The following is a 25778-nucleotide window of genomic DNA, read 5'->3' as shown; positions in this document are numbered from 1 at the left end:
GGAGCGGGAGGGCTCAGGCGCGGATGGCCTGGACGCCGGCCGCGGTCAGCTCCGCGACCGCGTCGTCGGGGGCTCCCACATCCGTCACGACGGTGTCGATGGAGGCGGTGGAGCAGACCACGACGAGGGCGGAGCGGGCGAACTTGGCGGCCTCGGCCACCAGGACGACGCGGTTCGACGACTCCACGGCCGCACGCTTCACCGCGGCCTCCTGCAGGTCGTGGGCCATGACGCCGTCGGCCACCGAGAAGCCGCAGCAGGTCAGGACGACGGTGTCGAACCGCATCCCGCGCAGCGCCGCCTCGGTCATCGGCCCGACGAGCCCGCCCTCCCCGAACCGTGCGGTCCCGCCCGGCACCAGGAGGGTCGTGGCGGGGTCGGCGGACAGCGGCGGCAGCTGGTGCAGCGACAGGGGCATGACGGTCAGCCGGCGCCCGGAGACGGCGTGGGCGACCGCGAGGCCCGTCGTCCCGCCGTCGAGGACGACCGCCTCGCCGTCCTGCAGGAGGCCGGCCACCGCGGCACCCATGCGTCGCTTCGCGTCGGAGGCCTCCACCTCGCGCAGCGCGAAGGGGAGCTCTTCGCCACGCTTGAGCAGGCTGATCGCGCCGCCACGGACCCGGCGCAGCACCCCGCCCTGGGCGAGGACGTCGAGGTCGCGGCGGATCGTCATGTCGGAGGCGCCCAGGGCGCCCGCCAGCACGGTGACGTCCACCCGCCCGTCACGTCGCAGGCGGTCGAGGATCGCCTTGTGGCGGGTGGCGCTGTCCATGGCCGTACCGTACACGTGGCCTGTTCTCCCGAACATCTCCTGTGTGCGATCTGACGGGTGCCCGGCGGCTGCGGTCGTGCAGCCGCCGGGCCGGGATCAGGCCGGGAGCCGTCCGTAGAAAGTGGCGGGGTCGGCGGCCAGGGCGGCCTTGACCTCGGCGCTCCAGTCGTCGACGAGCACCTCGAGCTGCCGCTTCTCCACGCCGTCCAGCGCGGCGCGGACGACGTCCGCCGGATCGGTCATCGGCCCGTCGTAGCCGGCCATCATGTCGGTGTCGGCGGCGCCGAGGTGGACCCCGGTGACCAGCGTTCCCTGGCCGGCCAGCTCGAGCCGGACGCCGTTGGTCAGCGCCCACTCGGCGGCCTTGGCTACGTGGTAGGCGTTCGCGCCGTCGACGGCGAACCAGGACAGCGCCGACAGCACGTTCACGACGGCTCCGCCGCCGCGTGCCGCGAGCGTCGGCGCGAAGGCCCGCACCATGCCGAGAGCGCCGAAGAAGTGGGTGTCCAGCTCGCGCCGGATCTCGGCCAGGTCGCCGGTGACCAGGTTCGTCCCGGTGGTGATGCCGGCGTTGTTGACCAGCAGGGTGACGTCGTCCGCGGCGGCCGCGGCGGCGGCGATCGAGTCGGGGTCGGTGACGTCGAGCCGCAGCGTCTCGACGCCGGGCAGGTCGACGAGCTCGGGCCGGCGGGCGGTGGCGTAGACCTTGGCCGCGCCGCGTTCGAGCAGCTGCCGGGCGAACTGCCGGCCGATGCCGCGGTTGGCGCCGGTGACCAGTGCGACCGATCCGGTGATCTCCATGGGTGTCCTCTCTCGTTCGGGACACGTAGGGTCGACCCTCACGTTGACGTCAGGGTCAATGGTGGGACTGGTCACAGGAGGCCGGGCGTGCGGATCGGTGAGGTCGCGGCGGCGTCCGGGGTGAGCGTGCGGGCGCTGCGCTACTACGAGGAGCAGGGGCTGCTGGAGGCCGAGCGCAGTGCGAGCGGGCAGCGGCACTACTCCGACGGCGCCGTCGACCGGGTGCGGTGGATCCAGCTGCTCTACGCCGCCGGCCTGTCCAGCCGCGCCATCGTCGATCTCCTGCCGTGCGTGCACACGGGTCGCGCCACCCCCGAGATGGTCGCGCGGCTGACCGCCGAGCGGGACCGCATCGACCAGCAGGCGCGCGACCTCATCGCCACGCGCGACCGGATGGACGCGGTGATCGCCGCGACCCTGACCCACGTCGACGGCGGCACGCCCGCCGCGTGCGAGCTGACCCCCGCGGGCTGACCCGCTGCTCCCTCAGGAGGTCCAGTGCCCGGCGCGGCCGAGCGCCTCCCGCCAGCGCTCGTGCCGGCCGTCGTCGCGGCGGCCCGGCTCCGGCTCGAACCGGCGGTCCAGGGCCCAGGTCGCGGCGAGCTCGTCCTGGCTGCTCCACACGCCCGTGCCCAGCCCCGCGAGGAAGGCCGCGCCGAGTGCCGTCGTCTCGGTCACCCGCGGCCGGCGGACCGGGACGGCGAGCTGGTCGGCCTGCAGCTGCAGCAGCAGGTCGTTGGCGCTGGCACCGCCGTCGGCCGACAGCTCCGGGACCTCGAGCCCGGCCTCGGTGACCATGACGTCGACGACGTCGCGCACCTCGAACGCGATCGCCTCCAGCGTGGCCCGGGCCAGGTGCGCCCGGGTCGTGCCGCGGGTGATCCCGACGATCGCCCCGCGGGCGTGCGGGTCCCAGTGCGGGGCGCCCATGCCGGTCAGCGCCGGGACGAAGACCAGGTCACCGGAGTCGGGCACCGTGCGCGCCAGCCCCTCGATCTCGGCGGCGGAGTCGATCAGCCCCAGGCCGTCGCGCAGCCACTGGACGGCGGCACCGGTCACGAAGATGGAGCCCTCGAGGGCGTAGACCAGGCCGTCGCCGACGTCCCAGGCCACGGTGGTGAGCAGGCCGGCCTCCGAGCGCACCGGCGTCGTCCCGGTGTTGGTGAGCACGAAGGAGCCGGTGCCGTAGGTGCACTTGCTGTCGCCGGGGGAGTAGCAGGCCTGGCCGAACAGGGCGGCCTGCTGGTCGCCGGCGATCCCGGCGATCGGCAGTTCCAGACCGAGGAACGCGTCGGCGTCGGTGGTGCCGACGACGCCCGAGCTGGGCACCACCTCGGGCAGCGCCGACCGCGGGACCTCGAACAGCTCGCACAGCTCGTCGGACCAGTCGCCGGCGACGAGGTCGAACAGCAGCGTCCGGCTGGCGTTGCTCGGGTCGGTGACGTGCGCGGCGCCGCCGGTCAGCCGGTGCACGAGGTAGGAGTCGACCGTGCCCAGCGCGAGCGACCCGTCGCGGACGCCCTCCCACAGCCGGGGCTCCTCGGCGGCGAGCCAGCAGTACTTGGTGCCGGTGAAGTACGGGTCCAGGCGCAGGCCGGTCAGCTCGGCCACCCGCGGCTCGTGTCCGGCGTCGCGCAGCCGGTCGCAGACGCCGGTGGTCCGGCGGTCCTGCCAGACGATGGCCGGGCGGGGGGAGCGGCCGGTGCGGCGGTCCCAGACGACGGCGGTCTCCCGCTGGTCGGTGATCCCCACGCACGTCGGCTGCTGCCCGGTTCCGGCGAGGGCCTCGCGGCAGGCAGCCAGCGTCGCGGTCCAGATGTCCTCGGGCTCGTGCTCCACCCACCCGGGGCGCGGGAACAGCTGCGCGAACTCGCGGTAGCCGCGCGAGAGCAGGCCGCCGTCCTCACCCACGACCAGGGCGGTCACCCCGGTCGTCCCTGCGTCGATCGCCAGCACCGGCATGAGGGCGAACCTAACCCGGGAGACGACAGCTCCGTGAGCATCGCAGCGAGGAACGAGCGAGGAGCGGAGCGGGGCGCGGAGTCGACCCCATGGGCAGCGACCTACCGTGGTCGCCGTGCGGCGCTTCTTCTACGACACCGAGTTCATCGAGGACGGGACGACGATCGACCTGGTCTCCATCGGCGTCGTGGACGAGACGGGGCGGGAGTTCTACGCCGTCAGCACCGAGTTCGACGACCGCAAGGCCATCCCGTGGGTGCGCCGCAACGTCCTCGACCAGCTGCCCCCGCCGTCGGACCGGGCCTGGCGCAGCCGCCGGCAGATCCGCGACGACCTGCTGGCCTTCCTGACCGGGCCGGGGGAGGAGGTCGAGCTCTGGGCGTGGTTCGCCGCCTACGACCACGTCGCGCTCGCCCAGCTGTGGGGCGCCATGCCGGCGCTGCCCCGGGCCATCCCGCGGTTCACCCGCGAGCTGCGCCAGCGCTGGGACGACGCCGGCCAGCCGCCGCTGCCGCCCAAGCCCGCCGGGACCCACGACGCCCTGGTCGACGCCCGCTACAACCTGGCCCGGTGGCAGGCCATCGAGGCCGCGCGCGCCTAGCGCAGGTGAGCGAAGTCGCCGGGGTGGGCGCGGAGCTGGTCGGCCAGCGACCGCGCCGGGTGGCCGGTGAGGGAGGGGACGGCGTCGGTCACCGCGGCCATCTCGCCGGCCGCGATCGACGTGTAGCTGCTGATCCAGCCCTCGATCTCCCAGTCCGGGTGCCCGGAGGGCCGGCGGCTCGCCCACGCCTCCTCGACGGTCTCCTCGCGGTAGGCGACCGGGATCCCGCTCACCTCGGTGAGCACGGCGGCCGCCTCCGCCAGGGACACCGCCGCCGGGCCGGTGACGCCGACCGCGCGCCCGTCCAGCGCGCCGGAGTCGTCGAGCAGCACCGCGGCGGCGACGTCGGCGCAGTCGTCGCGGGACACGAAGCTGGCCCGTCCGTCGCCCGCCGGGCCGGCGATGACCGCCCCGCCGTCGGACCGCACCGCCAGGGCGGGGACGAAGTCGGCGTACAGCGAGTGCCGCAGCGCCGTCCACGCCATGCCCGAGGCGGCGAGGGCCTCCTCGGTGGCGGCGTGGTGCCGGCCGAGGGTGAACACCGAGTCCGGCGCGGCGCCCAGGAACGACGTGTAGACCACCCGCCGCACCCCGGCGCGGGCCGCCGCGGCGACGGCGGTGCGGTGCTGCTCCACCCGGTCCACGGCCTCGGCGGCCGAGACCAGGTACAGGGTGTGCACCCCGTCGAGGGCCGCGGCGAACCCGTCGCCGTCGGCGTAGCCGCCCGGGTTCTCCACGACCTCGGAGCCGGGCAGGAACCGCGACCGGCCGGCGTCGCGCACCACCAGCCGGAGGTCGACGCCGGCGGCCGACAGCCGTTCGGCGACCCTCCGGCCGAGGCCGCCGGTGGCGCCGGTGACCGCGATGGGGCCGTTTGCGGGAGTCATGCGGGCCAGCAACCCGCGACCCGCCGGGATGCTTCCCGGACCGCCACTCAGACCGTGAAGACCCCGAGCAGCCGGGTGAGCTCCCGGGAGAGCCCGTCGAGCTCCACCGCTGCGGCGCGCGCCCGGTCGACGTCGGCCGCACTGTCCACGGCGTCGGCGCTGACGGTGGTGAGCGTGCTGGCGACGGTGCCGGTGCCCTCGGCGGCGACGGCCACGCTGCGGCTGAGCTCGCGGGTGGTCGCCGTCTGCTCCTCCACGGCGCTGGCGATGGTCGTCTGGTGGTCGTTGATGGTGTGCACGACCCCGGCGATCCGGGCGATCGACTCGACGGCGCCGGCGGTGTCGCCCTGGATGGCCTGCACCCGGCGGGCGATGTCCTCGCTGGCCCGGGACGCCTCCTGGGCCAGTTCCTTGACCTCGTGGGCGACCACCGCGAAGCCCTTGCCGGCGTCGCCGGCGCGGGCGGCCTCGATGGTGGCGTTGAGCGCCAGCAGGTTCGTCTGCTCGGCCACCGCGGCGATGACCCGGACGACGTCGCCGATCTCGGCCGAGCTGGTGCCCAGGGCGGAGATCGAGACCTCGGTCTCCTGCGCGAGGACGGCGGCCTGCCGCCCCACCCCGGCGGCGTCGGCGGCGCTGCGGGAGATCTCGGCGATGGAGGCGCCCATCTGCTCGGCCGCGGCCGCGGCGGCGGTCACGCTCGCGCTGATCTCGCCGGCCGCGGCGTGCGCCTGGCCGGCCTGGTCGCGGCTCTGCACGGCCCGCGTCGCCAGACCGTCGGCGACGGCGGCCACGCCGGAGGCCGAGGACGCGATCCGCTGCGCGCACCCGCCGATGTCCCGCACGGTCCCGGCGACCTTCTCCACGAACCGGTTGAACGCCGCGGAGAGCCGGCCGACCTCGTCGTCGCGCACGACCGGGACCCGCTGGGTCAGGTCGGCGTCGCCGTCGGCGATCTCGGCCATGCGCTCGCTGAGCTGCTGCAGCGGGCGGGTGAGCCGCGAGCCCAGCCGGGCGGCGACGACGGCGCCGAGGAGGGCGACCAGGACGACGGCGACGAGCAGTGCGGTCAGCATCGCGGACCGGCCGTCGGCCAGGTGCTCGGTCGGGGCGGCGAAGTCCGCGTCGCGCGCGATCGTGACGATCACCCAGTCCCACGGCGCGTAGTAGGAGACCTTGGCCGTGGTGGGGCCGGCGTCGGGGTCGTCGTAGCGGACGGTCGCCTGCTCGCCGGGCTGCAGGCCCACCGCGGCCTCGACGACGCGCTGCACGTAGGGGGCGCCGGCTGCGTCGGTGCGCTCGAGCTCCGCCTCGCCGTCGCGGGTACCACCGGGGCTGATCTGGACCACGCCGGCCCGGTCACCGGTGCCGCCCAGGACCTCGACGTGGCCGTGCTCGCCGACCGCGGTCTGCTCGATGCTCTCCCGCAGGGCGGGGATGTTCTGCTGCTGGACGCCGACGTAGAGCATGCCGACGACCTGGCCGGCGCGGTCCAGCAGCGGCGTGTACGCGCTGACGTACCAGGAGCCGACGACGAAGGCGTTCCCGCGGAAGGTCTGCCCGGCGGAGACGGCGGCGACGACCGGGTTCGGCGACCCGTCGGGCTTGGTGGCCGGGATGTAGGTGCCGATGGCGCGGTTGCCCGTCGTGCCGAGCACGTTGGTGGCGACGCGCAGCATGTCGCCCGACGGCATCCGCTGGAACACCGTCGCGGTGCCGCCGACGAGGTCGCGCACCTGGTCGACCAGCGGGGTGGGCACGGCCGGGTCGGCGTTCTGGCCCAGCCACTGGCCGCCGACCATCGCCCGCGGCAGGTCCAGCGGCGTGACCTCGTTCGTCAGCTGGTCCTTGGCCTCCCAGCGGACCGATCCGGTGCCCAGGCCGAACCCGCCGCTCTGCTGGAGGACCGACAGGGCGACGGCGAGGCTGGTGTCGACCATGGCCTGGGTCGAGGCGCCCTGGGTCGCGACGACGTCGTACACGCCGTCGGCCGTGCGCGAGATGTCCTCGTCGACCAGGTCCGCGACGTCGTCCTCGGCCGTGGCCGCGAAACGGCTGCTCTGCCAGGCGCTGACCCCGGCCATGGCCGTCCCCGTCACCAGCACGCTGCCGATGGCGAGGGCGACCACCTTGGCGCGGATGCTCCGGTCCAGGAGCGCGGTCGTGCGCATGTCCTCTGTCCTCCGTGCCGTTCGTCCGGGCGGGAGCCGCCCGAGGTGGTCCTCGGCAGTTGGGGACCGGATGTGAACCGGAACCGGAACATCTGGAACTCGCGACGTGCGGTCCGGTGTCACCCGTGCGGAGGGCTGGTCCGGGAGTCGGGACGGGCGGCCGTACCCTGGCGGGGTGAGCCTGACCGAACCTGCTGAGCTGGTCCCCGACCTGGACCGGTGGCGGGAGCTGCCCGCCGCCCAGCAGCCCGAGTGGCCCGACCGCGCCGCCCTGGACGCGGTCCTGGGCACGCTGTCCACCGTCCCGCCGATCGTCGCGCCCAGCGAGGTGGACGCGCTGCGCGCGCAGCTGGCCGACGTGGCGCAGGGCAAGGCGTTCCTGCTGCAGGGCGGGGACTGTGCGGAGACCTTCGACCTCAACACCGAGCCGCACCTGCAGAGCACCACGCGGACGCTGCTGCAGATGGCCGTCGTCCTCACCTACGGCGCCAGCGTCCCGGTCGTGAAGGTCGGCCGCGTCGCCGGCCAGTACGCCAAGCCGCGCAGCTCGAACATCGACGCGCTCGGCCTGCCGTCCTACCGCGGCGACATGGTGAACTCGCTGAACCCGGTGCTCGAGGAGCGGATCCCCGACCCGAACCGGCTGGTCCGCGCCTACGCCAACTCGGCCGCGGCGATGAACATGATCCGCGCCTACGCCCGGGGCGGCCTCGCCGACCTGCACGCGGTGCACGACTGGAACAAGGACTTCGTCGCCACCTCGCCGGCCGGCGTCCGCTACGAGGTGATCGCCCGCGAGATCGACCGCGCGCTGGCGTTCATGAAGGCCTGCGGCATCGACTCCGACGCGCTGCGCGGGGTGGAGCTGTTCAACAGCCACGAGGGCCTGATCCTCGACTACGAGCGCGCGCTGACCCGGGTGCACGACGGCCGCGCCTACGCGGCCTCGGCGCACTTCGTGTGGATCGGCGAGCGCACCCGCCAGATGGACGGCGCGCACGTCGAGTTCTTCTCGAGGATCGCCAACCCCATCGGCGTCAAGATCGGCCCGACGACGACGCCCGAGCAGGCCGTCGAGCTCGTCGAGCGGCTCGACCCCGACGGCATCCCCGGCCGGCTCACGCTGATCAGCCGGATGGGCAACGGGAAGATCCGCGACGTCCTGCCCTCGATCGTGGAGAAGGTCACCGCCAGCGGGCACACCGTCGTCTGGCAGTGCGACCCGATGCACGGCAACACCCACGAGTCCTCGACCGGGTACAAGACGCGGCACTTCGACCGGGTGGTCGACGAGGTCCTCGGCTTCTTCTCCGTGCACCGCGAGCTGGGCACCTGGCCGGGCGGCATCCACGTCGAGCTCACCGGCGAGGACGTCACCGAGTGCCTCGGCGGCGCGATGGAGATCAGCGACGAGGACCTCAACAGCCGGTACGAGACCGCCTGCGACCCGCGGTTGAACACCGGGCAGTCGCTGGAGCTCGCGTTCCTCGTCGCCGAGATGCTGCGCGGCTAGTGGTCCACCCGGCCCGCCCTGCCGATCTCGTCGACCTGCGTTCGGACACCGTCACCCGGCCGACGCCCGGCATGCGCCGGGCGATGGCCGAGGCGGAGGTCGGCGACGACGTCTACGGGGAGGACCCGGCGGTCACCGCGCTCGAGGAGCGGGTGGCGGCGCTGTTCGGCCACGAGGCGGCGTTGTTCGTGCCCTCGGGGACGATGGGCAACCAGATCGGCATGCGCCTGGTCTGCGAGCCGGGTCAGGAGGTGCTCTGCGACGCCGACGCGCACGTGGTCACCTACGAGATGGGTGCCGCGGCCGCGGTGTTCGGCATCTCCACCCGCACCGTCGTCTCCGACCGGGGTCTGCTCGACGCCGGCGCGCTGATCGCCCAGGTCCGGCCGCGCGACGACTGGCACCTGACCGCCACCGCCGCGATCGCCGTGGAGAACACGCACAACCGCGGCTTCGGCCGGGTCCAGCCGCTGGACGAGCTGCGCCGGCTGTGGGAGTGGTCCCGGGAGGCCGGCGTCGCCGTCCACCTCGACGGCGCCCGCATCTGGAACGCCTCCGTCGCCTCCGGCGTCGAGCTGTCGACCTACGGGCGGCTGGCCGACACCGCCTCGGTCTGCTTCTCCAAGGGGCTGGGGACGCCCGTCGGCTCGGTGCTGGTCGCCTCGGCCGAGCGGATCGCCACCGCGCGGCTGTGGCGCAAGCGCCTCGGCGGCGGGATGCGCCAGGTCGGCGTCCTCGCCGCGGCGTGCACCTATGCGCTGGACGCGCACCTGCCGCGGATGGCCGAGGACCACGAGCACGCGCGGCTGCTGGCAGAGCTGCTCGGGGTCGACCCGGCGACGGTCGAGACGAACATGGTCGTGCTCGACGACGTCCCCGCACCGCTGGTCGCCGAGGCGGCCAAGGCCGAGGGCGTGCTCGTGTCCCAGGTCGGGCCCCGCCGGGTGCGCCTGGTCACCCACCTGTACGTCGACCGCGCCGGGATCCAGCGCGCCGCGAAGGTGCTCGGCGGGATCCTCGCCCGCTGACGTGGAGGCGTTGTCCCGCCACCGGCCAGGACGTGTCAGCGGATGGCCGGTACTGGGACAACGTTCACGCGCCCGCCTGCCGGCTCAGCGCGACGGCTCGCCCGCTGAGTCCGAGCGGCGGGCGGACGGCGGCCGCGGCAGCCTGGCGGCCGTGGCAGCGGCAGACCCGGGGGTGCTCACCCTCCACCTCTTCGCCCGGCACGCGGAGCGGTCGAGGCGTGCGCGGGTGCTGCGTCGGGCTCTGACCGCGCTCGACCCCGACGTGGTCCTCCTCCAGGAGGCGGTCGTGGGGAGGGCGTGGACTCCGCGGCCGAGGTCCTGCCCGACCACCACGTCGTCCACCAGGCGGCCGGTCTGGTCGGCGACGGTGCCCACCCGGGCGCCAGCGTGGCCAGCCGCTGGCCGATCCGGGCGGTGCACGAGGTGGACCTGCACCTGACGCCGCGGACCGCGGACTGGGCGTGCGGTGCGGTGGTCGCCGAGCTCGAGGCGCCCCCGGCGTTCGGCCGGCTGGTGGTCGTGAGCCATGGGCCGTCCTGGTCGCGGGCAGCGGAGCCGGAGCAGGAACTGCACGCGGTCGCCGTGGCTGCAGGCATCGACGCCCTCGTCGGCGACGAGCCGGCGCACGTCGTCCTCGGCGGTGACCTGAACGCCGAGCCGGCATCGGCGAGCCACCGGTTCCTCACCGGGCTGCAGTCCCCCGCCGGGCGGAGCACGGCCTACCGCAACTGCGGGGAGTCCGTCCACGGCGCCGATGGCGGGGCTACCGTCGACCCCCGCAACCCGCTCACCGGCACCGACGAGCCGACCCTGGACGGCGTCCGGCCGAGCGACCACTTCGGCGTGCTGCCAGACCTCGTCCAGCCCTGAGCGGCCTCAGCGCAGGGGCTTGGTGAGGTGCACCAGCGCGAGCCCGGGGTGGACCTGCTCGCGGCGGTGCTCGCGGTACCCGTTGCGCTCGTAGAGCCGGATGTTGGCCGTGCTCAGGTGGCCGGTGAACAGCGCCGCCGTCCCCGCCTCGGTGCCCTCCTCCGCGGCCCGGAGCAGCCGGCTGCCGATGCCCCGGCCCTGCAGGTCCGGGGCGACGACGAGGCGGCCGACGTGCAGGACGCCGTCGTCCTCGCGGGTGCGGACCGCGCCGACCAGGCGGCCGTCCAGCCACGCGCCGGTGCAGCGGGCCGTGGCCAGCTCGGCGGCGAGCTCGTCGAGGGCCTGGACGAGCGCGGGCAGCCGGACGTCGTCGTACAGCTGCGCCTCGGTCACGTACGCGGCGCGCTGCAGGGTGAGCAGCTCACCGGCCGCTGCCACGCCGGGCGCACCCAACCGGACGTCGGTCACGGACCTGCCTCCTCGCAGACGCCGACGGGCCCGCACCCCGGGGGAGAGGTGCGGGCCCGTCGGCGGTCGGTCAGTTCGAGCCGGTGGTGGGGTGGTCGATCTGGCCGGCCAGGTAGAGCTGCTCGCCGATGGTGTCCATCAGGTGGAGCTGGGTCTCGAGGTAGTCGATGTGCTCCTCCTCGTTGGCGAGGATCTCCTCGAAGAGGTTCTTGGTGACCCGGTCACCGACCTCGTCGCAGTAGGCCGCGGCCGGGCGCAGGCGCTCGACGACCTCGAGCTCGATGGCCATGTCGGCCTCGAACTGCTCGCGGACGGTCTGGCCGATGCGCAGCGCCAGCAGCTTCTGGTAGTTCGGCAGGCCCTCGAGGAAGAGGATGCGCTCGGTGATGCGCTCCGCGTGGACCATCTCCTCGATGGACTCCTTGCGGGTGTACGCGGCGAGCTTGTTGTAGCCCCAGTTCTCCTGCATCTTCGCGTGCAGGAAGTACTGGTTGATCGCGGTCAGCTCGCTGGTGAGCTGCTCGTTGAGCATCTGGATGACTCGGGCGTCGCCTTGCATGGGGGTCCTCCTGGGGTCCGGCTGCGTCGAGGCTAGCCGGAGCCGCGGGGGTGCCACCTCTTCAGGTCACCCTTGGCAAGGGCAGGCTCACCTGCGGTTTTGCCCGGATCAGGCGGCCGGCGCAGCGACGCCGAGGCCGTGCAGCGGGTCGACGGCGCGGAGGCGGTCGCAGATCCGGTCGAGGCAGCTGCCGCACCCGGTGCCGGCACCGCAGGCGTCGCCGACCTCCTCCTCGCTGCGCGCACCCGCCGCGAGGACGCCCGTCAGCTCGGTCTCGGTGACGGCGTAGCAGATGCAGACGTACACGGGCGCGCTCCTGGGTGCAGGACGGGAAGGCAGCCCTAAGTTAGCTCAGCCTTGCCTGTGTGCCAAGGGCCACAGCCGGTGTTCCTCGTCAGGCGGCTGCGTCGTCCGCGGCGCCGGTGCCGTCGCGCAGCGAGCAGAGCAGGGCGATGTCGCGCGCGTGCCCGCCCCAGGGCGTGCCGTCGAGCTCGCTCGGCGTCTCGACGACGACCGGGACGCCGGACGTCGACGGGTGCGCGAGCAGCTCCGCGAACGGGGCCACCCCGATCGACCCCTCGCCGATGGTGGTGTGCCGGTCCCGCTTGGAGCCGCAGCCGTCGAGGGAGTCGTTGGCGTGCACCAGGCCCAGCCGGCCCGGGCCGACGGCGGCCTCGAGGGCGTCGAGGGTGGCGGTCATCCCGCCGGGGGCGGCCAGGTCGTGCCCGGCCGCCCACGCGTGGCAGGTGTCGAAGCAGACGCCGACCAGCGGGTGCATGTCCAGCGCCGCGAGGTACGGGCCCAGGTCCTCGACGGTCGCGGCGAGGGACTTCCCGCCACCGGCCGTCGGCTCGATCAGCAGGCGGGGACCGTCGGCGGGGGCGGCGTCGAGCACCGGCAGCAGCCGCTCGTGCAGCTGCCCCAGCGCCGCCTCGTAGCGGTCCTCGCCGACCGCCGACCCGGCGTGCACCACGACCCCGGCGCAGCCGAGCTCGGCGCCGCGGGCGAGGTTGTGCGCGATGCTGGCGATCGACGCCTCGACGGTGGCCTCGGTCGGGGAGCCGACGTTGACCAGGAACGGCGTGTGGATGAACGACGGCACGCCGCGCTCGGCGCAGCCGGCGGTGAAGGCGGCGTCCTGCGCCGGGGTGCCCGCGGTCAGCTTCCAGCCGCGCGGGTTGCCGACGAAGACCTGCACGGCGCGGGCGCCGGTGGCGTCGGTGTAGGGCAGCCCGCCCTTGGCCAGGCCGCCCTTGATCTGGATGTGCGCGCCGATCGGCGGCGCGACGCGGGGGGAACTCACGTCAGGCGATGACCAGGAGGTAGATCGTGTCGCCCCACCGGACGACGTCGCCGGCGCCGGGGCTCTGCCGGCGGACCGTCGATCCGGCGATGAAGGTCTGCACCTCCACCCGCAGCCCCAGCGCCTCGAGCTCCTCGGTCGCGTCGTCCACGTCGTCGCCGACGACGTCGGGGACGGTGACCTGGGGCAGCCCGTCGGACACCTGGATGGTGACGGTGGACCCGAACGGCGCCTCCTGACCCGCCGGCGGGTCCACGGCCATGACCTCGCCGATCTCCACCTCGGAGCTCTGCCCGGTCGTCTCCTCGACCACGAACTCCAGCTGCTCGAGGGTGGCGCGTGCATCGGCCGCGGCGACGCCGATCAGGGCCGGGACGGCGACCGGTGCAGGTCCGCGGCTGACGTAGACGGTGACCGCGGTGTCGCGGGCCAGCTGGGTGCCCGGCTGCGGGTCGAAGCCGGTGACGTTGCCCTCCGGCACGTCGTTGTCGTAGTCCAGCACCTCGGTGAAGGTGAGCGGCAGCTCCGCCTCGGCCAGTGCCGCGCGGACCTCGTCGATCGGCCGGTTCACCAGGGCCGGGTCGACGGCGAACCGCTCGGGGCCCTTGGAGACGACGAGGTCGACGTCGGTGCCGCGGATCGCGTCGCCACCCTCGGGGTCGGCGGACATGACCTGGTCGACGGGGACGACCTCGTCGAAGACCTCCTCGACGCTGCCCACCTCGAGCCCGGCCTCCTGGAGCTGGCCGATGGCCGCCTCGCGGTCCAGGCCCACGAGCTCGGGCACCGTCGTCCACCGGCCGGAACCGAACCACCAGCCGACCGCGCCGACGGTGATCGCCAACAGCAGGACGATGGCGACGGCGAAGCGGGCGCGACGGCGGCGGATGTGGTCGGGCACGCCGGGGCGGGGGCGCGGCGGGGCGGGTCGGGCACCGGCGACGTCGGTGGTGGGGCCGGCGCCCATCCCGGGCAGCATGCTGGTGCGGGACCCGCTGCGCCGGCTGCTGGCGCCGAGCACCTCGGTGCCGTCGCCCGGGGCGCTGGGGTGCCGCTGCGGCGAGGTGGTGCGCGGCCGGTTGGTCGGGCGGATCGTGTCCGGCCCGGCGGAGCTGCGGCCGGTCGGCACGGGCACCCGCGGGATGCCGACGTCGGAGCGGACGTCCTCGAGGTCGGCGAGGAAGGCGCCGGCGTCCAGCGGGCGGACGACGGGGTCGCGGCGGGTGGTGCGGGCGACCAGCTCGTCCACCTGCCACGCGAGACCGGGGACCTCCTCCGACGGCGTCGGCACGTCGTGGTGGACGTGCTGGTAGGCCACCGCCAGCGGGGTGTCGCCGCCGAAGGGCGGGTGCCCGGTGAGCATCTCGAACAGCACGATGCCCGCGGCGTAGACGTCGCTGCGGGCGTCGGCCCTGCCGCGCTCGAGCTGCTCGGGGGAGAGGTAGGCGACGGTGCCGATGAGCACGCCACCGGTGTGGCTGGTCTGCCCGGTACCGGCGACGGCACGGGCCAGGCCGAAGTCGGCGACCTTCACCACGCCGTCGTGCCCGATGAGCACGTTCTCGGGCTTGATGTCGCGGTGCACGATGCCGGCGCGGTGGGCGGCGGCCAGGCCGGACAGGACCGGCTCGAGGACGGCGAAGGCCTCGGCGACGGTCAGCCGGCCGCGGGCCTGCAGCAGGTCGCGCAGCGTGCGGCCGCGGACGAGCTCCATGACCAGGAACACCAGCCCCTGGTCGCTGCCCTGGTCGCTGACGCTGACGACGTTCGGGTGGCTGAGCATCGCCGCGGCGCGGGCCTCGCGGGTGAACCGGTCGACGAACGACGGGTCGTGCTTCAGGTGCTCGGCCATGACCTTGACCGCGACCGTGCGGTCCAGGCGCAGGTCGGTGGCGGCGTAGACCGTGGACATCCCGCCGCGGGCGAGCCGCTCCTCGAGGCGGTAGCGCCCCTCGAGGACCAGCCCCACCACGGGGTCGGTCACGGTGGTGTCCACGGGCCCGAGTGTAGGAGCGCCGACGGCCGGGACGGCCCTCCACGCGCCGGAGCCGGTCCCGGCCGGAGCAGCAGTCCCACCGGCAACGCCGACGGTGGGACCGCCGCCGGCCTCAGGCCAGGTCGAGGCCCGGGTAGAGCGGGTGGGCGGCGAGCAGCTCGGCCGCCGCGGCGCGGGTCTTGTCCGCCAGCCCCTCGTCCATCGCGTACTTGGCCTTGGAGGGGCTGCCGTCGCGGGTGGCGGTCGGGGAGGTCGCGGAGAGGACGTCGGTGATGAGCTCGGCGACCCGGTCGAACTCGGTCGCGCCGAAGCCGCGGCTGGTGAGCGCCGGGGTGCCGATCCGGACGCCGGAGGTGTACCAGGCGCCGTTGGGGTCGGCCGGGACGGCGTTGCGGTTGGTGACGATGCCGGCGTCGAGCAGCGCCGACTCCGCCTGCCGGCCGGTCAGCCCGAAGGAGGTCACGTCGATGAGCACCAGGTGGTTGTCGGTGCCGCCGGTGACCAGGGTCGCGCCGCGGCGGGACAGGCCCTCGGCCAGGCTCTTCGCGTTGTCGGCGACGGCCTGCGCGTAGCCGGCGAACTCCGGGCGGCGGGCCTCGGCGAAGGCGACGGCCTTGGCGGCCATGACGTGGGGGAGCGGCCCGCCGAGCACCATCGGGCAGCCGCGGTCGACGGCGTCGGCGTACTCGGGCTGGGCGAGGACGAAGCCGCCGCGCGGGCCGCGCAGCGACTTGTGGCTGGTGCTGGTGACCACGTGGGCGTGCGGCACCGGGTCGAGGTCGCCGGTGAAGAGCTTGCCGGCGACCAGCCCGGCGAAGTGGGCCATGTCGACGACGAGCGTGGCGCCCACCTCGTCGGCGATCTCGCGCATCTTCGCGAAGTCCACCCGGCGCGGGTAGGCGGAGTAGCCGGCCATCATGATCAGCGGCTTGAACTCCCGGGCGCGGGCCCGGACGGCGTCGTAGTCCAGCATCCCGGTGGCCGGGTCGGTGCCGTAGGAGGACTGGGCGAACATCTTGCCGCTGATGTTGGGGCGGAAGCCGTGCGTGAGGTGGCCGCCGGCGTCCAGGCTCATGCCGAGCATCCGCTGGTCGCCGAGCGCGCGGCGCAGCGTCGTCCAGTCCTCGTCGGTGAGGTCGTTGACGTGCCGGACGCCGGCCCGCTCCAGCGCCGGGGACTCGACGCGGGTGGCCAGGACCGCCCAGAAGGCGACGAGGTTGGCGTCGATGCCCGAGTGCGGCTGGACGTAGGCGTAGGGGGCACCGAACAGCTCGCGGGCGTGCTCGGCGGCCAGCGCCTCGACGGTGTCGACGTTCTGGCAGCCGGCGTAGAAGCGGTGCCCGACGGTGCCCTCGGCGTACTTGTCGCTGAACCAGTTGCCCATGGTCAGCAGCACGGCGGGGCTGGCGTAGTTCTCGCTGGCGATCAGCTTCAGCGAGGCCCGCTGGTCGGCCAGCTCGCTGGTGATCGCGTCGGCGACCCGCGGCTCGACCGAGGAGATGACCTCCAGGGCCGCCTTGTAGGCGGTGCTGGCGGCGGTGGCGTCGAAGGGGGTGGCGTGCGTCATGGCGGGCTCCTGCGCGGGGTCTCGTCGGAGTGTGTGCCCAGGCGCCCGGCGGGGGTGTGCAGGGCCGCTCCCCGGTGGTCGGCTCCACCTCGATGCGCCAGTCACGGCCCGCCGCCGATGCTACCGGGGACCGCGCCATAGGCTTCCAGCCCATGGAGACGCTCACCGCCGCGGAGGTGGCCGAGGTCCTGGGGGTCTCGCCCAACCGGGTCCGGCAGCTGCTGCGCGAGTACAAGCTGATGGCCGTGCCGGGCAGCGGCAACAGCCGCATCCCGGCGGACTTCCTCCAGGACGGCCAGGTCCTGCGGCACCTGCCGGGTCTGCTGACGGTCCTCAAGGACGGCGGCTTCCGCGACGACGAGGCCTTCGAGTGGCTCTTCCGGGAGGACGACACGCTCCCGGGCACCCCGGTGCAGGCGCTGCGGGACGACCGGCACACCGAGGTCACCCGCCGCGCCCAGGCCCTGGCCTTCTGAGCGTGCATCCGGGCCGGTCCGGCGGGCAGAAGCTCCTCCCGTGGGCCCGCTGACGTACCTGGCGCTGCTCGTCGGCTGCCTCGTGGTCACCGCACCGCTGGAGCTGCTGCTGCGCGTGCGGGTGTACGCCCGCTGGCGCCGGCTGCTGGTCGCGGTGCTGCCGGAGTTCTCGGTCTTCGTCGTGTGGGTGCTGTACGCGATCGCGCAGGGCCACTGGGACTACTCCTCGTCGCTCACCCTCGACGTCCGGCTGCCCGGGGGCATCCCGGTCGAGGAGGTGCTGTTCTTCCTCGTCGTCCCGCTCTGCTCCGTGCTGGCGCTGGAGGCGGTGCGCAAGGTGACCGGCTGGGACGCCGGCTACCCGGCGGAGGAGGCGGGGACCGGGCGATGAGCTACTCGACCCTGGCGGTGATCGCCGTCGTCGGCGTGCTGGTCGTGGATCTCGCCGTCTACCGCACCCGGATGGTGACCCGGCGGGTGTTCTGGGTGGCCTACGCGATCATCGTGACGTTCCAGCTGCTCATGAACGGCGTGCTCACCGGCCGGGACGTCGTCGTCTACGACGAGGACACCATCTGGGGGCCGCGGATCGCCTACGCCCCGGTGGAGGACCTGCTCTTCGGCTTCGCCATGGTCACCTTGACCCTCGCCAGCTGGGCGGCGGTCAACCGGCGGGCGAACACCGCGAGGCGACGCGGCTTGGACACCGACACCCGCCGGTCGAGCACCCGGTAGTCCGCGCGCTCGATCTCGGTGAGGATCCCGCCGTACAGGTCGGTGGCCGCCCGCACGCAGTCGCGGGACTCCGGCGCCAGCAGCGGGGTGCCCGGGGCGGCGTCGTCGTAGCGGCGGCGGACGATCGCGACCATCTCCCGCATCAGCGCCTCGAACCGGGCGTCGTGCCGCTTCTCGGCCAACTGCTCGCGGGTGACCCCGTGCGCGGCCATCAGGTCGGCGGGCAGGTAGACCCGGCCGCGGTCGACGTCCTCGGCCACGTCGCGGAGGAAGTTGGTCAGCTGGAACGCCTCGCCCAGGGCGATGGCGTGCGGCGCGGCCTCCTCGCGCAGGACGCCGGGGGCGGTGCCGAGCACCGGCAGGACCTGCAGGCCGATCACCGACGCCGAACCCCACATGTACCGGTCGAGGGCGTCGAGGGAGTCATAGCCGGCGATCGTCAGATCGCTGGTCATCGCGGCGAGGAAGTCGACGAGGTGCTCGACCGGGATGGCGTACCGGCGGTAGGTGTGCACCAGCGCGAGCCGCACCGGATCGCCCGACCAGCCGGCCTCCAGCTCGGCGAGCACCGCGCGGGACCAGTCGCCGAGGTCGCGCTCGGGATCGGCGCCGGGGTGGTCGACGAGGTCGTCGGCGACGCGCGCGGCGGCGTACAGGGCGTGCACGGCGGGCCGGCGGTCGGCGGTCAGGAGCCGGGTCGCGAGGTGGTAGCTCTTGCCGTGCTCGGCGGCGATCGCGGCGCAGTGCCGGTAGGCCTCGGTGAGCTGCGCCTGCTGCTGCTCCCGCGTCGGTGGCGGTTCGAGGACGGTCATCCGGTGATCCGTTCCGCGGCCAGCCGGCCGCTGATCACGACCATGGGCACGCCGACGCCGGGCTGCACCGACGACCCGGCGAGGACGACGTTCTCCGGTCCCCGCCGCGGCAGCGTCGACGGCCGGAAGGGGCCGGTCTGGCCGAAGGTGTGCGCGAGCGCGAACGGCGTGCCGGCGGCCATGCCCTGCTCGGCCCAGGTCAGCGGGGTGTCCATGTGCTCCACCTCGATCGCGTCGGACACCCCGGTGTACCCGCGCGCCTCCAGCGTGGCCAGCAACTCCTCGCGGTAGCGGGGCGCCAGCGCCGTCCAGTCCAGGTCGGGGTTGCCGCCGCTGCGGGGGTCGAGGTTCGGGGTGGGCGCGACGACGCTGAGCACCTGGCCCTGTCGTCCGTCCGCGGAGTCGGGGGCCAGGGACCGGTCGGTGACCGACGGTGCGCTGATCAGCAGGCTGGGGTCGCTCATCGGCCGGCCGTCGCGGGTGAGCTCGTCGAACACCTGCCGCCACGACTGCCCGAAGCTGATCGTGTGGTGCGCCGTCCCGGGCAGCTCGGCGCCGACGCCGAGGTGCAGCGCGACGCAGCTGGGGGAGTACACCGGTCGCCGCGGCCCGCGCAGCCCGGGCACGAGCGTGTGCGGGGCGTCGGTGGTGACCACGACGGCGTCGGCGGGCAGCCGCTCGCCGTCGTCCAGCACGAGACCGGTGACCCGCCGGCCGGCGACGTCGAGCCGGTCGACGGACGTGCCGTAGCGGAACGCGACCCCGGCGTCGGCGGCCGCGGCGGCCATCGCCCGGGGGACGGCGCCGATCCCGCCCACCGGGTGCCAGACGCCGGCGCCGATGTCGAGCTGGGCGATCACCGCGTAGGCGGCGATGGCGCGGTACGGCGAGACGCCGGCGTACAACGCCTGGAAGCTGAACAGCCGGCGCAGCCGGTCGTCGGTGAAGTAGCTCTCCACGTGCGCCGACAGCCGGCCGAAGCCGCCGCGGCGGGCCAGCTGCAGCAGCTCGGGGCCCACCAGGTCCAGCGGGGAGTCGAGGTTGCGGTCGATGAAGGTGCGCAGCTGCAGCCGGTACAGCTCGGCGAGGTCGGCCAGGTAGGCGCGCAGCGCGGTGGCCTCCGCCGGGCCGCACAGCGCCTCCACCTCGGCGGCGAAGGCGTCGGGGTCGGCGTGCACGTCCAGGTGCGAGCCGTCGGCGTACTGCGCCCGGTAGGAGGTGCGCAGCCGCACCAGTTCCAGCCGGTCCTCCAGCCGCTCACCGACGGCGGCCAGGGCGTCGGCGACCAGCTCGGGCGCGGTGAACACCGACGGGCCGGTGTCCAGCGTGTAGCCGCGGTCGGTCACCACGCCGGCGCGGCCGCCCGGGCCGGGGCCGCGCTCCACCACGGTGACCTCGCGGCCGGCGCCGCGCAGCCGCAGCGCGGCGGAGAGCCCGGCCAGGCCCGCGCCGACGACGACGACGCGGTCGGTGCGTCCGGGGACGGTGCGCACCTCAGGCGGTACGCGAGGTCGCGGCCACCGCGAGCGCGTCGAGCGCGGCGCGGGCCTCCTCGGCGATCGGGGCCTCGGCGATGGCGGCGCGGGCGCGGGCGGTCTGCTCGGCGATCCGCTGCTCGACGCGGGCGCGGGCACCGGTGCTCTCCATGAGCGCGCGCAGGGCGTCGAGGTCGGCGGCGTCGCAGCCCGGGTTCCCCAGGCACTCGGTGAGCAGCCGGCGGCCGGCGTCGTCGGCGGCCTCCTCGGCGAGGGCCACCAGCAGGGTCCGCTTGCCCTCGCGCAGGTCGTCGTCGGCGGACTTGCCCATGACGACGGGGTCGCCGAAGACGCCCAGGACGTCGTCGCGCAGCTGGAACGCCTCGCCCAGCGGCAGGCCGATCGCGGTGTAGACCTCGGCGGCGCGCGGCCCCGCGCCGGCGAGGGCGGCGCCCAGCTGCAGCGGCCGCTGCACGGTGTAGCCGGCGCTCTTGTAGCGGGCCACCGTCAGGGCGCCGTCGGCGCCGGGCAGGCCGCCCGCCGCGCGGAGCAGGTCCAGGTACTGCCCGGCGGTGACCTCGGTGCGCATGGTGTCCCACACCGACCGGGCGCGGGCCAGCGCGGCGGGGGAGATGCCGGAGCGGCGCAGCAGCTCGTCGGACCAGACCAGGGCCAGGTCGCCGACGAGGATCGCCGCGCCGACGCCGAAGAGGGCGCCGTCGCCGGAGAGGCCGTCGCCCGCGTGCCGGGCGGCGAACCCGATGTGGGTGGCCGGGCGGCCGCGGCGGGTGAGCGCGCCGTCCATGACGTCGTCGTGCACCAGCGCGCTGGCGTGCACGAACTCCAGCGCGGCGACGGCCCGCAGCACCGCGGCGTCGTCCTCCGCCGGACCGGAGACGGCCTCGACCGCGCCGCGCCAGCCCCAGTAGGCGAAGGCCGGGCGCAGCCGCTTGCCGCCGTCGGCCACGGCGGTGACCTCGTCGACCACGGAGCCGAGCGAGGCGTCCATGCCGGTGAGGACGGCGCGCTGCTCCTCGAGGAACCCCGACAGCGCGGCGGCGACCGCGCTGCGGATGCGCGGGAGGTCGGCGCTCTCCAGGGGGGAGCTGCTGAGCGGCACCGGCGGCGGGGGCGCGGGCCGGCGGCGCTCCGGGCCGGTGATCACCGCGTCAGTATCGCCCCACGGGGTGGCGCGCTGCCGATCTGCCGGGCGGGGGAACGGGTGCGGGGTCATCGTCGGGCCTCCTCGTGCCGGTGCGTACCGCTCTTCCGGACGAGGCCGCCGGGCGGATGCACCGGTGTCGGGCCGGAGCCTCCGGCGCACCGCCGTATCCTCGGTGCCCATGACCCGGACCGTTCGCGAGCTGCTCGCCGAGGGCACGCCCACGTGGTCCTTCGAGTTCTTCCCGCCCAAGACCCCCGAGGGCGAGCAGCAGCTGTGGACCGCGCTGCGCGAGCTCGAGCGGCTGCGCCCGTCGTTCGTCTCGGTGACCTACGGCGCCGGCGGCAGCACCCGGGAGGGCACCGTCTCGGTCACCGAGCGGATCGCCACCGAGACGACGATGACGCCGCTGGCGCACCTGACCGCCGTCGACCACAGCACGGCCGAGCTGCGCCACGTGGTGAGCCGGCTCGCCGCCGCGGGCGTGCGCAACCTCCTGGCGCTGCGCGGCGACCCGCCCGGCGCGGACCCGCAGGCGGAGTGGATCGCCCACCCCGAGGGGCTGAGCTACGCCGCCGAGCTGGTCGAGCTGATCCGGTCGATGGGCGACTTCTCGGTGGGCGTCGCCGCCTTCCCGGAGCGGCACCCCCGGTCACCGGACTTCGACACCGACGTGGAGATGTTCGTGGCCAAGTGCCGGGCCGGCGCCGACTACGCGATCACCCAGATGTTCTTCCGCACCGAGGACTACCTGCGGATGCGCGACCGGGTCGCCGCCGCCGGCTGCGACGTGCCGATCATCGCCGGGGTCATGCCGGTGACCAACGCCCGGCAGATCGCCCGGATCGTGCAGCTGTCCGGGCAGGCCTTCCCCGAGGAGCTGGCGGCGCGGTTCGCCGAGCTCGACGGCGACCGGCCCGAGGACAAGGCGGCCGTGCGCGCCTACGGCGTCGAGGTGGCGACGGCGATGTGCCGGACCCTGCTCGACGAGGGGGTCCCCGGCATCCACTTCATCACCATGAACCGGTCCACGGCGACCCGTGAGGTGTACGGCAACCTGGTGCCCGTCGCGCCGCTCCCCCCGTCCCTGGACGCCGTCAGCTGACGACCGCGCGGTCGGCCAGCGCCGCGGCACGACCGGCGGCCCGGCGCAGCCCCTCCCGCTCCGCGGCGTAGCCGCCGAGCACACCGACGACCGGGAGGTTGGACAGCGCCCGGGCGCCGAGCCGGCCCTTCGGGCGGGCGTCGAGGGCGTCGTCGATCCGGCCGAGCAGCCGGGCCGCCCGCCACAGGGTGCGGGCCGCTCCGCGCAGCCCCGCGCGGTCGTCCCGGGCACCGAGGGCGGCGTCGGTGTAGGCGCCCCGCGCCCGGTCGAGCAGCGGCCGCACGCGCTCGGCGGGCAGGTCGCGGTCGAGCAGCACGCGGGCCAGCAGGGAGACCCGCTCGGCGGGGTCGGTGATGCCGTGCTCCCCGGCGACGCCCAGGACGACGACGGACTGGGCGGCCGCCCCGACGGTGTTCTGCAGCGGCAGCAGGTCGGCCAGCTTGCCGGCCAGTCGCGGCACGGCGGAGACCCCGGCGGCGATCCGGGAGACCCGGTCGGCCCACCACTCGTCGCGCTCGGCCTGCGGCAGTGCGGGTGGACGGCCGAGGCGGCGCACCAGGGGAGCGGTGAGCCGGTCGACCCGGCGGAGCACGTCGACGACGGCGGCATCGGTGTTGGACGGGGCCATGACCGGCCCCTACCCACGCCTCGACGCGCCTACCGTGGGAGCGTGGCCGGGCGCGGATCGGGGGCGGCGGCCCGCTGGTGCGTGGTGGCGGCCCTGGTCGCCGGGCTGGTCGCCCTCCCGCTGGTGCTGCGCGCGCTGCCGGCCGACGACCGGGACGTGTCCGCCGCCGACCTCCGCGCCGCGGTCCTGGCCAGCGCGGGCGTCGGGTTCTCCGGCTACGCGGTCTCCGCCGGTGGCCTCGCGCTGCCGGTGTCGGAGGAGCTGCCGCAGGTCGCGGACCTGTTCAGCGACCGGACGTCGATGCGCGTCTGGTGGCGCGCCGCCGACGACCACCGGGTCGACGTCGTCACCGCGGCCGGCGAGACCGACCTCCACCAGGACCCGACCGGCTCGTGGACCTGGGACTACGAGTCGAACACGGCCACCCGTGCCGAGCCCACGCTCATCGCGCTGCCGCGGCCGGTCGACCTGCTGCCCTCGACGCTGGGCCGACGGGTGCTCTCGGAGGCCGCCGACGGCGAGCTCGGCCGCATCGGCGCCCGCCGCATCGCCGGCACCGACGCGCTGGGCGTCCGGCTGGTGCCCGCCGAGGACGCCGCCTCGGTCGCGCGGGTCGACGTGTGGGTCGAGCCGGACACCGGCCTGCCGGTGCAGGTGGAGGTCGTCGCCGACGGCGCGGGGCAGGCCTCGCTGGACACCCGGTTCCTCGACCTCGAGCTCACCCGCCCGTCGGCGTCGGTCGTGGCCTTCGACCCGCCGCCGGGCGCGGAGGTCCGGCCCGCGCCCGACGTCGAGGGGCTGGTCGCCGTGGCCCAGCGGGGGCTCCCGCGGCCGGACCTGCCCGAGACGCTCGCCGGGCTCCCGCCGCGGCCGGCTTCCGGCGTCCCCAGCGGGATCCACCTCTACGGCCGGGGGGTGACGGTGCTGGCCGTCGTCCCGCTGCCGGTCGGCCAGACCGCGGCCATCCGGCGGGCGCTGGCCGGGGAGCCCGAGGCGGTCGTCGACGAGCTCGGCACCCGGGTCGCGGCCGGTCCGCTGGGTCTGATGGTGCTGCGCCCGGTCGGGGACGAGAGCCGGCTGCTGATCGGGACCGTCGGCCCGGATGCGCTGGAGACCGCCGCCGGGGAGCTCACCGGCGGCCCGTCGTGAGCGCCGTCCTGCACACCTCCGGGCTGGCCAAGCGCTACGGCCGGGTCGTCGCCGTCGACGGCATCGACCTCGACGTCCGGGCCGGGGACGTCTACGGCTTCCTCGGGGCGAACGGCTCCGGGAAGACGACGACGGTGCGGATGCTCCTCGGCCTCGTGACGCCCACCCGCGGGGAGGTGGAGCTGCTCGGCGAGCGGATGCCCCGCGCGGCCCGGCGGGTCCTGCCCCGGGTGGGGGCGCTCATCGAGGGGCCGGCGTTCCACGGCCACCTGTCGGGTCCGGCCAACCTGTCGCTGCTGGACGCCGCCGGCCCGGGCGGGACCCGCCGCACCCGCCGGCGGCGGATCGCCGACGTGCTGGACCAGGTCGGTCTCGGCGGGGTGGCACGGCGACCGGTGCGGGCCTACTCCCTGGGCATGCGCCAGCGCCTGGGGCTCGGCGCCGCGCTGCTGCGCCGTCCGGAGCTGCTGGTGCTCGACGAGCCGACCAACGGCCTGGACCCGCAGGGGATCACCGAGATCCGCGGACTGCTGCTGGACCTCAACCGCACCGGGACGACGGTCTTCCTCTCCAGCCACCTGCTGGCCGAGGTCGAGCAGCTGTGCACCCGGGTCGGCGTCCTCGACCGCGGCCGGCTGGTGCTCCGGGACGAGCTGGCCGGCCTCACCGCGCCGACCGGCGCCACCGTCGTCGACACCCCGGCGCCCGAGCGGGTGCGCGCGGTGCTCGACGGCCGGGTGCTGTCGGTCGACGGCGGGCGGGTGCTGGTGCGCGGCGAGGACCCGGCGGAGGTCAACGCCCGGCTCGTCGCCGCGGGCGTGCCGGTGTTCGGCCTGGCGGTGGACCGGCCGAGCCTCGAGCAGGTGGTCCTGGCGGCGGCGAGGACCAGCGCCGACCGGGTGGACGCCCCGGGACGGCGGCGGTGATCGGCGTCGAGCTGCGGAAGCTGTTCGGCCGGCCGCGCACGTGGGCGACCATCGCCGTCCTCAACTCGCTGCCGGTGCTGGTAGCCGCGCTCCTGGCGCTGACCGACCTGGCGCCCCGGCCGGGCGAGGGTCCGCCGTTCCTGTCCGCCGTCCTGACCAACGGGGCGCTGTTCCCGCTCGCGGCGCTGGCGATCGTGCTCCCGCTGTTCCTCCCGATCGCCGTCGCCGTGGTGTCCGGGGACGCGGTGGCGGGGGAGGCGCAGGCCGGCACGCTGCGCTACCTGCTGGCCCGCCCGGCGGGGCGCACCCGGCTGCTCGTCGCCAAGCTCGTCGCCGTCATGGCCTTCGTCCTCGTGGCCGTCGTCGCGGTCGCGGCCGTGGGCCACCTGCTGGGCAGCCTCCTGTTCGAGGCGCAGCCGGTCGGGGGGACGTCGGTCTCCGGCACCACCCTCACCGCCGAGCAGCTGTCGGGCCGGACGCTGCTGGCCATCGGCTACGTCACCGTCTCCATGCTCGGCGTCGCCGCGTTCGGGCTGTTCTTCTCCACGCTGACCGACTCGCCGCTCGCCGCGGCGCTGGGTGCGCTGGCCGTGCTGGTCGGCTCCTCGCTGCTCTTCACCCTCGACGCGGCGTCGCCGATCGCGCCCTACCTGCCCACCCGGTACTGGCTGGCCTTCGTGGACCTGTTCCGCGATCCCATCCCGTGGCGCGACGTCAGCCGCGGGCTGGCGCTGCAGGGCGTGTACGTCGGGGTGCTGCTGGCCGCGGCGTGGGCACGGTTCAGCACCAAGGACGTCACCAGCTAGGAGAGA

General features: G+C 75.0%; 26 protein-coding genes, 1 pseudogene and 1 riboswitch. Of the genes and pseudogenes, 12 read left to right on the top strand and 15 right to left on the bottom strand.

What is annotated here, in order from left to right; translation table 11 throughout:
• Positions 1-13: 13 nt before the first annotated feature.
• Together DQ240_RS06485 and DQ240_RS06480 are read right to left on the bottom strand one after the other, a co-directional pair.
• Positions 14-772, bottom strand: a complete 759-nt coding sequence (locus tag DQ240_RS06485) for a DeoR/GlpR family DNA-binding transcription regulator (RefSeq protein WP_113838873.1) — start codon at positions 770-772, stop codon at positions 14-16.
• 96 nt (positions 773-868) lie between these two features.
• On the bottom strand, positions 869-1573 hold the full coding sequence (locus tag DQ240_RS06480) for an SDR family oxidoreductase (RefSeq protein ID WP_113838780.1): 705 nt from the start codon (positions 1571-1573) through the stop codon (positions 869-871).
• An 87-nt stretch (positions 1574-1660) separates the two neighbouring features.
• On the opposite strand from DQ240_RS06480, the gene DQ240_RS06475 reads away from it, so the two are divergent.
• Positions 1661-2047 carry a MerR family transcriptional regulator gene (locus tag DQ240_RS06475; protein WP_113838779.1) on the top strand — a complete coding sequence of 129 codons (387 nt, stop codon included), beginning with the start codon at positions 1661-1663 and terminating at the stop codon, positions 2045-2047.
• 12 nt (positions 2048-2059) lie between these two features.
• Here DQ240_RS06475 and glpK read toward each other — a convergent pair whose 3' ends face one another.
• Positions 2060-3535 (bottom strand): glycerol kinase GlpK, encoded by a 1476-nt coding sequence (gene glpK / locus DQ240_RS06470; RefSeq protein WP_113838778.1) that lies wholly within the window; start codon positions 3533-3535, stop codon positions 2060-2062.
• 115 nt (positions 3536-3650) lie between these two features.
• On the opposite strand from glpK, the gene DQ240_RS06465 reads away from it, so the two are divergent.
• Positions 3651-4136 carry a polyadenylate-specific 3'-exoribonuclease AS gene (locus DQ240_RS06465; protein WP_113838872.1) on the top strand — a complete coding sequence of 162 codons (486 nt, stop codon included), beginning with the start codon at positions 3651-3653 and terminating at the stop codon, positions 4134-4136.
• Here DQ240_RS06465 and DQ240_RS06460 read toward each other — a convergent pair.
• Positions 4133-5023, bottom strand: coding sequence for an NAD(P)H-binding protein (locus DQ240_RS06460; protein WP_113838777.1), 891 nt, complete (start codon positions 5021-5023; stop codon positions 4133-4135). The two genes, DQ240_RS06465 and DQ240_RS06460, sit on opposite strands and share 4 nt — an antisense overlap.
• A 47-nt stretch (positions 5024-5070) precedes the next feature.
• Positions 5071-7194: a methyl-accepting chemotaxis protein gene (locus tag DQ240_RS06455; protein WP_233498547.1), complete on the bottom strand. Its 2124-nt coding sequence runs from the start codon at positions 7192-7194 to the stop codon at positions 5071-5073.
• Between the two features lie 175 nt (positions 7195-7369).
• On the opposite strand from DQ240_RS06455, the gene DQ240_RS06450 reads away from it, so the two are divergent.
• From DQ240_RS06450 to DQ240_RS06440, 3 genes are all read left to right on the top strand, one after another.
• Positions 7370-8707 carry a class II 3-deoxy-7-phosphoheptulonate synthase gene (locus tag DQ240_RS06450; protein ID WP_113838776.1) on the top strand — a complete coding sequence of 446 codons (1338 nt, stop codon included), beginning with the start codon at positions 7370-7372 and terminating at the stop codon, positions 8705-8707.
• Entirely contained in the window at positions 8707-9735 is a 1029-nt protein-coding gene (locus DQ240_RS06445) for a low specificity L-threonine aldolase (protein WP_233498546.1), read from the top strand. Before DQ240_RS06450 ends, DQ240_RS06445 begins: the two co-directional genes overlap by 1 nt.
• Positions 9736-10032: 297 nt before the next feature.
• On the top strand, positions 10033-10605 hold the full coding sequence (locus DQ240_RS06440) for an endonuclease/exonuclease/phosphatase family protein (protein WP_113838775.1): 573 nt from the start codon (positions 10033-10035) through the stop codon (positions 10603-10605).
• Positions 10606-10611: 6 nt separating this feature from the next.
• Here DQ240_RS06440 and DQ240_RS06435 read toward each other — a convergent pair whose 3' ends face one another.
• From DQ240_RS06435 to DQ240_RS06410, 6 genes are all read right to left on the bottom strand, one after another.
• Positions 10612-11073, bottom strand: coding sequence for a GNAT family N-acetyltransferase (locus DQ240_RS06435; protein ID WP_113838774.1), 462 nt, complete (start codon positions 11071-11073; stop codon positions 10612-10614).
• Positions 11074-11143: 70 nt separating this feature from the next.
• Positions 11144-11632, bottom strand: a complete 489-nt coding sequence (gene bfr / locus DQ240_RS06430) for a bacterioferritin (RefSeq protein ID WP_113838773.1) — start codon at positions 11630-11632, stop codon at positions 11144-11146.
• Between the two features lie 108 nt (positions 11633-11740).
• Positions 11741-11938: a bacterioferritin-associated ferredoxin gene (locus tag DQ240_RS06425; protein ID WP_113838772.1), complete on the bottom strand. Its 198-nt coding sequence runs from the start codon at positions 11936-11938 to the stop codon at positions 11741-11743.
• 88 nt (positions 11939-12026) lie between these two features.
• On the bottom strand, positions 12027-12935 hold the full coding sequence (locus DQ240_RS06420; protein WP_113838771.1) for a deoxyribonuclease IV: 909 nt from the start codon (positions 12933-12935) through the stop codon (positions 12027-12029).
• A 1-nt stretch (position 12936) separates the two neighbouring features.
• Positions 12937-14931 (bottom strand): Stk1 family PASTA domain-containing Ser/Thr kinase, encoded by a 1995-nt coding sequence (gene pknB, locus DQ240_RS06415; protein ID WP_113838770.1) that lies wholly within the window; start codon positions 14929-14931, stop codon positions 12937-12939.
• A gap of 112 nt (positions 14932-15043) precedes the next feature.
• Positions 15044-16498, bottom strand: a complete 1455-nt coding sequence (locus DQ240_RS06410) for a glycine hydroxymethyltransferase (protein WP_113838769.1) — start codon at positions 16496-16498, stop codon at positions 15044-15046.
• A gap of 28 nt (positions 16499-16526) precedes the next feature.
• Positions 16527-16613: riboswitch (ZMP/ZTP riboswitch) on the bottom strand.
• Positions 16614-16650: 37 nt separating this feature from the next.
• On the opposite strand from DQ240_RS06410, the gene DQ240_RS06405 reads away from it, so the two are divergent.
• The 3 genes and pseudogenes from DQ240_RS06405 to DQ240_RS23930 form a co-directional block, all read left to right on the top strand.
• Positions 16651-16974: an Rv2175c family DNA-binding protein gene (locus tag DQ240_RS06405; RefSeq protein ID WP_113838768.1), complete on the top strand. Its 324-nt coding sequence runs from the start codon at positions 16651-16653 to the stop codon at positions 16972-16974.
• A 40-nt stretch (positions 16975-17014) separates the two neighbouring features.
• A complete protein-coding gene (locus tag DQ240_RS06400) occupies positions 17015-17365 on the top strand; it encodes a lycopene cyclase domain-containing protein (RefSeq protein ID WP_113838767.1) in 351 nt (116 codons plus the stop codon).
• A pseudogene (locus DQ240_RS23930) lies at positions 17362-17571 on the top strand (lycopene cyclase domain-containing protein); the annotation flags it as partial. The gene DQ240_RS06400 and the pseudogene DQ240_RS23930, both read left to right, overlap by 4 nt.
• On the opposite strand, the gene DQ240_RS06390 reads toward DQ240_RS23930, so the two are convergent.
• Genes DQ240_RS06390 through DQ240_RS06380 form a run of 3 tightly spaced genes read right to left on the bottom strand, consistent with a single transcriptional unit; the run spans position 17568 to position 21230 of the window.
• A complete protein-coding gene (locus DQ240_RS06390) occupies positions 17568-18521 on the bottom strand; it encodes a phytoene/squalene synthase family protein (RefSeq protein ID WP_199589111.1) in 954 nt (317 codons plus the stop codon). The pseudogene DQ240_RS23930 and the gene DQ240_RS06390 sit on opposite strands and share 4 nt — an antisense overlap.
• Positions 18518-20014, bottom strand: coding sequence for a phytoene desaturase family protein (gene crtI / locus DQ240_RS06385; RefSeq protein WP_113838765.1), 1497 nt, complete (start codon positions 20012-20014; stop codon positions 18518-18520). Before crtI ends, DQ240_RS06390 begins: the two co-directional genes overlap by 4 nt.
• A 1-nt stretch (position 20015) precedes the next feature.
• The gene (locus DQ240_RS06380) at positions 20016-21230 is read right to left on the bottom strand and encodes a polyprenyl synthetase family protein (RefSeq protein WP_113838764.1); all 1215 of its coding nucleotides are present in this window, start codon (positions 21228-21230) and stop codon (positions 20016-20018) included.
• Positions 21231-21339: 109 nt separating this feature from the next.
• Here DQ240_RS06380 and metF point away from each other — a divergent pair, with 109 nt between their 5' ends.
• Positions 21340-22263 carry a methylenetetrahydrofolate reductase [NAD(P)H] gene (gene metF / locus DQ240_RS06375; protein WP_113838763.1) on the top strand — a complete coding sequence of 308 codons (924 nt, stop codon included), beginning with the start codon at positions 21340-21342 and terminating at the stop codon, positions 22261-22263.
• Here metF and DQ240_RS06370 read toward each other — a convergent pair.
• The gene (locus DQ240_RS06370) at positions 22256-22891 is read right to left on the bottom strand and encodes a hypothetical protein (protein ID WP_113838762.1); all 636 of its coding nucleotides are present in this window, start codon (positions 22889-22891) and stop codon (positions 22256-22258) included. The two genes, metF and DQ240_RS06370, sit on opposite strands and share 8 nt — an antisense overlap.
• 42 nt (positions 22892-22933) lie before the next feature.
• Between DQ240_RS06370 and DQ240_RS06365 the strand changes: the two genes are divergently transcribed.
• The 3 genes from DQ240_RS06365 to DQ240_RS06355 are packed head-to-tail and all read left to right on the top strand — an operon-like array spanning position 22934 to position 25772.
• Positions 22934-24040 (top strand): transcriptional regulator, encoded by a 1107-nt coding sequence (locus tag DQ240_RS06365; RefSeq protein ID WP_233498545.1) that lies wholly within the window; start codon positions 22934-22936, stop codon positions 24038-24040.
• The gene (locus DQ240_RS06360) at positions 24037-24966 is read left to right on the top strand and encodes an ABC transporter ATP-binding protein (protein WP_113838761.1); all 930 of its coding nucleotides are present in this window, start codon (positions 24037-24039) and stop codon (positions 24964-24966) included. Before DQ240_RS06365 ends, DQ240_RS06360 begins: the two co-directional genes overlap by 4 nt.
• A complete protein-coding gene (locus tag DQ240_RS06355; protein WP_113838760.1) occupies positions 24963-25772 on the top strand; it encodes an ABC transporter permease in 810 nt (269 codons plus the stop codon). Before DQ240_RS06360 ends, DQ240_RS06355 begins: the two co-directional genes overlap by 4 nt.
• Positions 25773-25778 lie beyond the last annotated feature (6 nt).

The sequence above is a fragment of the Blastococcus sp. TF02A-26 genome (genome assembly GCF_003319125.1).
Lineage (GTDB): Bacteria > Actinomycetota > Actinomycetes > Mycobacteriales > Geodermatophilaceae > Trujillonella.
Note: the sequence above shows the minus strand (reverse complement) of the source record. Positions and strands in the feature narration are given on the sequence as shown.

What these genes read in the sequence shown, in the direction of transcription:
- DQ240_RS06485 (WP_113838873.1), bottom strand. Translation starts at nt 772, where the DNA reads ATGGACAGCGCCACCCGCCACAAGGCGATCCTCGACCGCCTGCGACGT.
- DQ240_RS06480 (WP_113838780.1), bottom strand. Translation starts at nt 1,573, where the DNA reads ATGGAGATCACCGGATCGGTCGCACTGGTCACCGGCGCCAACCGCGGC.
- glpK (WP_113838778.1), bottom strand. Translation starts at nt 3,535, where the DNA reads ATGCCGGTGCTGGCGATCGACGCAGGGACGACCGGGGTGACCGCCCTG.
- DQ240_RS06460 (WP_113838777.1), bottom strand. Translation starts at nt 5,023, where the DNA reads ATGACTCCCGCAAACGGCCCCATCGCGGTCACCGGCGCCACCGGCGGC.
- DQ240_RS06455 (WP_233498547.1), bottom strand. Translation starts at nt 7,194, where the DNA reads ATGCGCACGACCGCGCTCCTGGACCGGAGCATCCGCGCCAAGGTGGTC.
- bfr (WP_113838773.1), bottom strand. Translation starts at nt 11,632, where the DNA reads ATGCAAGGCGACGCCCGAGTCATCCAGATGCTCAACGAGCAGCTCACC.
- DQ240_RS06410 (WP_113838769.1), bottom strand. Translation starts at nt 16,498, where the DNA reads ATGACGCACGCCACCCCCTTCGACGCCACCGCCGCCAGCACCGCCTAC.
- DQ240_RS06405 (WP_113838768.1), top strand. Translation starts at nt 16,651, where the DNA reads ATGGAGACGCTCACCGCCGCGGAGGTGGCCGAGGTCCTGGGGGTCTCG.
- DQ240_RS06390 (WP_199589111.1), bottom strand. Translation starts at nt 18,521, where the DNA reads ATGACCGTCCTCGAACCGCCACCGACGCGGGAGCAGCAGCAGGCGCAG.
- DQ240_RS06380 (WP_113838764.1), bottom strand. Translation starts at nt 21,230, where the DNA reads ATGACCCCGCACCCGTTCCCCCGCCCGGCAGATCGGCAGCGCGCCACC.
- metF (WP_113838763.1), top strand. Translation starts at nt 21,340, where the DNA reads ATGACCCGGACCGTTCGCGAGCTGCTCGCCGAGGGCACGCCCACGTGG.
- DQ240_RS06370 (WP_113838762.1), bottom strand. Translation starts at nt 22,891, where the DNA reads ATGGCCCCGTCCAACACCGATGCCGCCGTCGTCGACGTGCTCCGCCGG.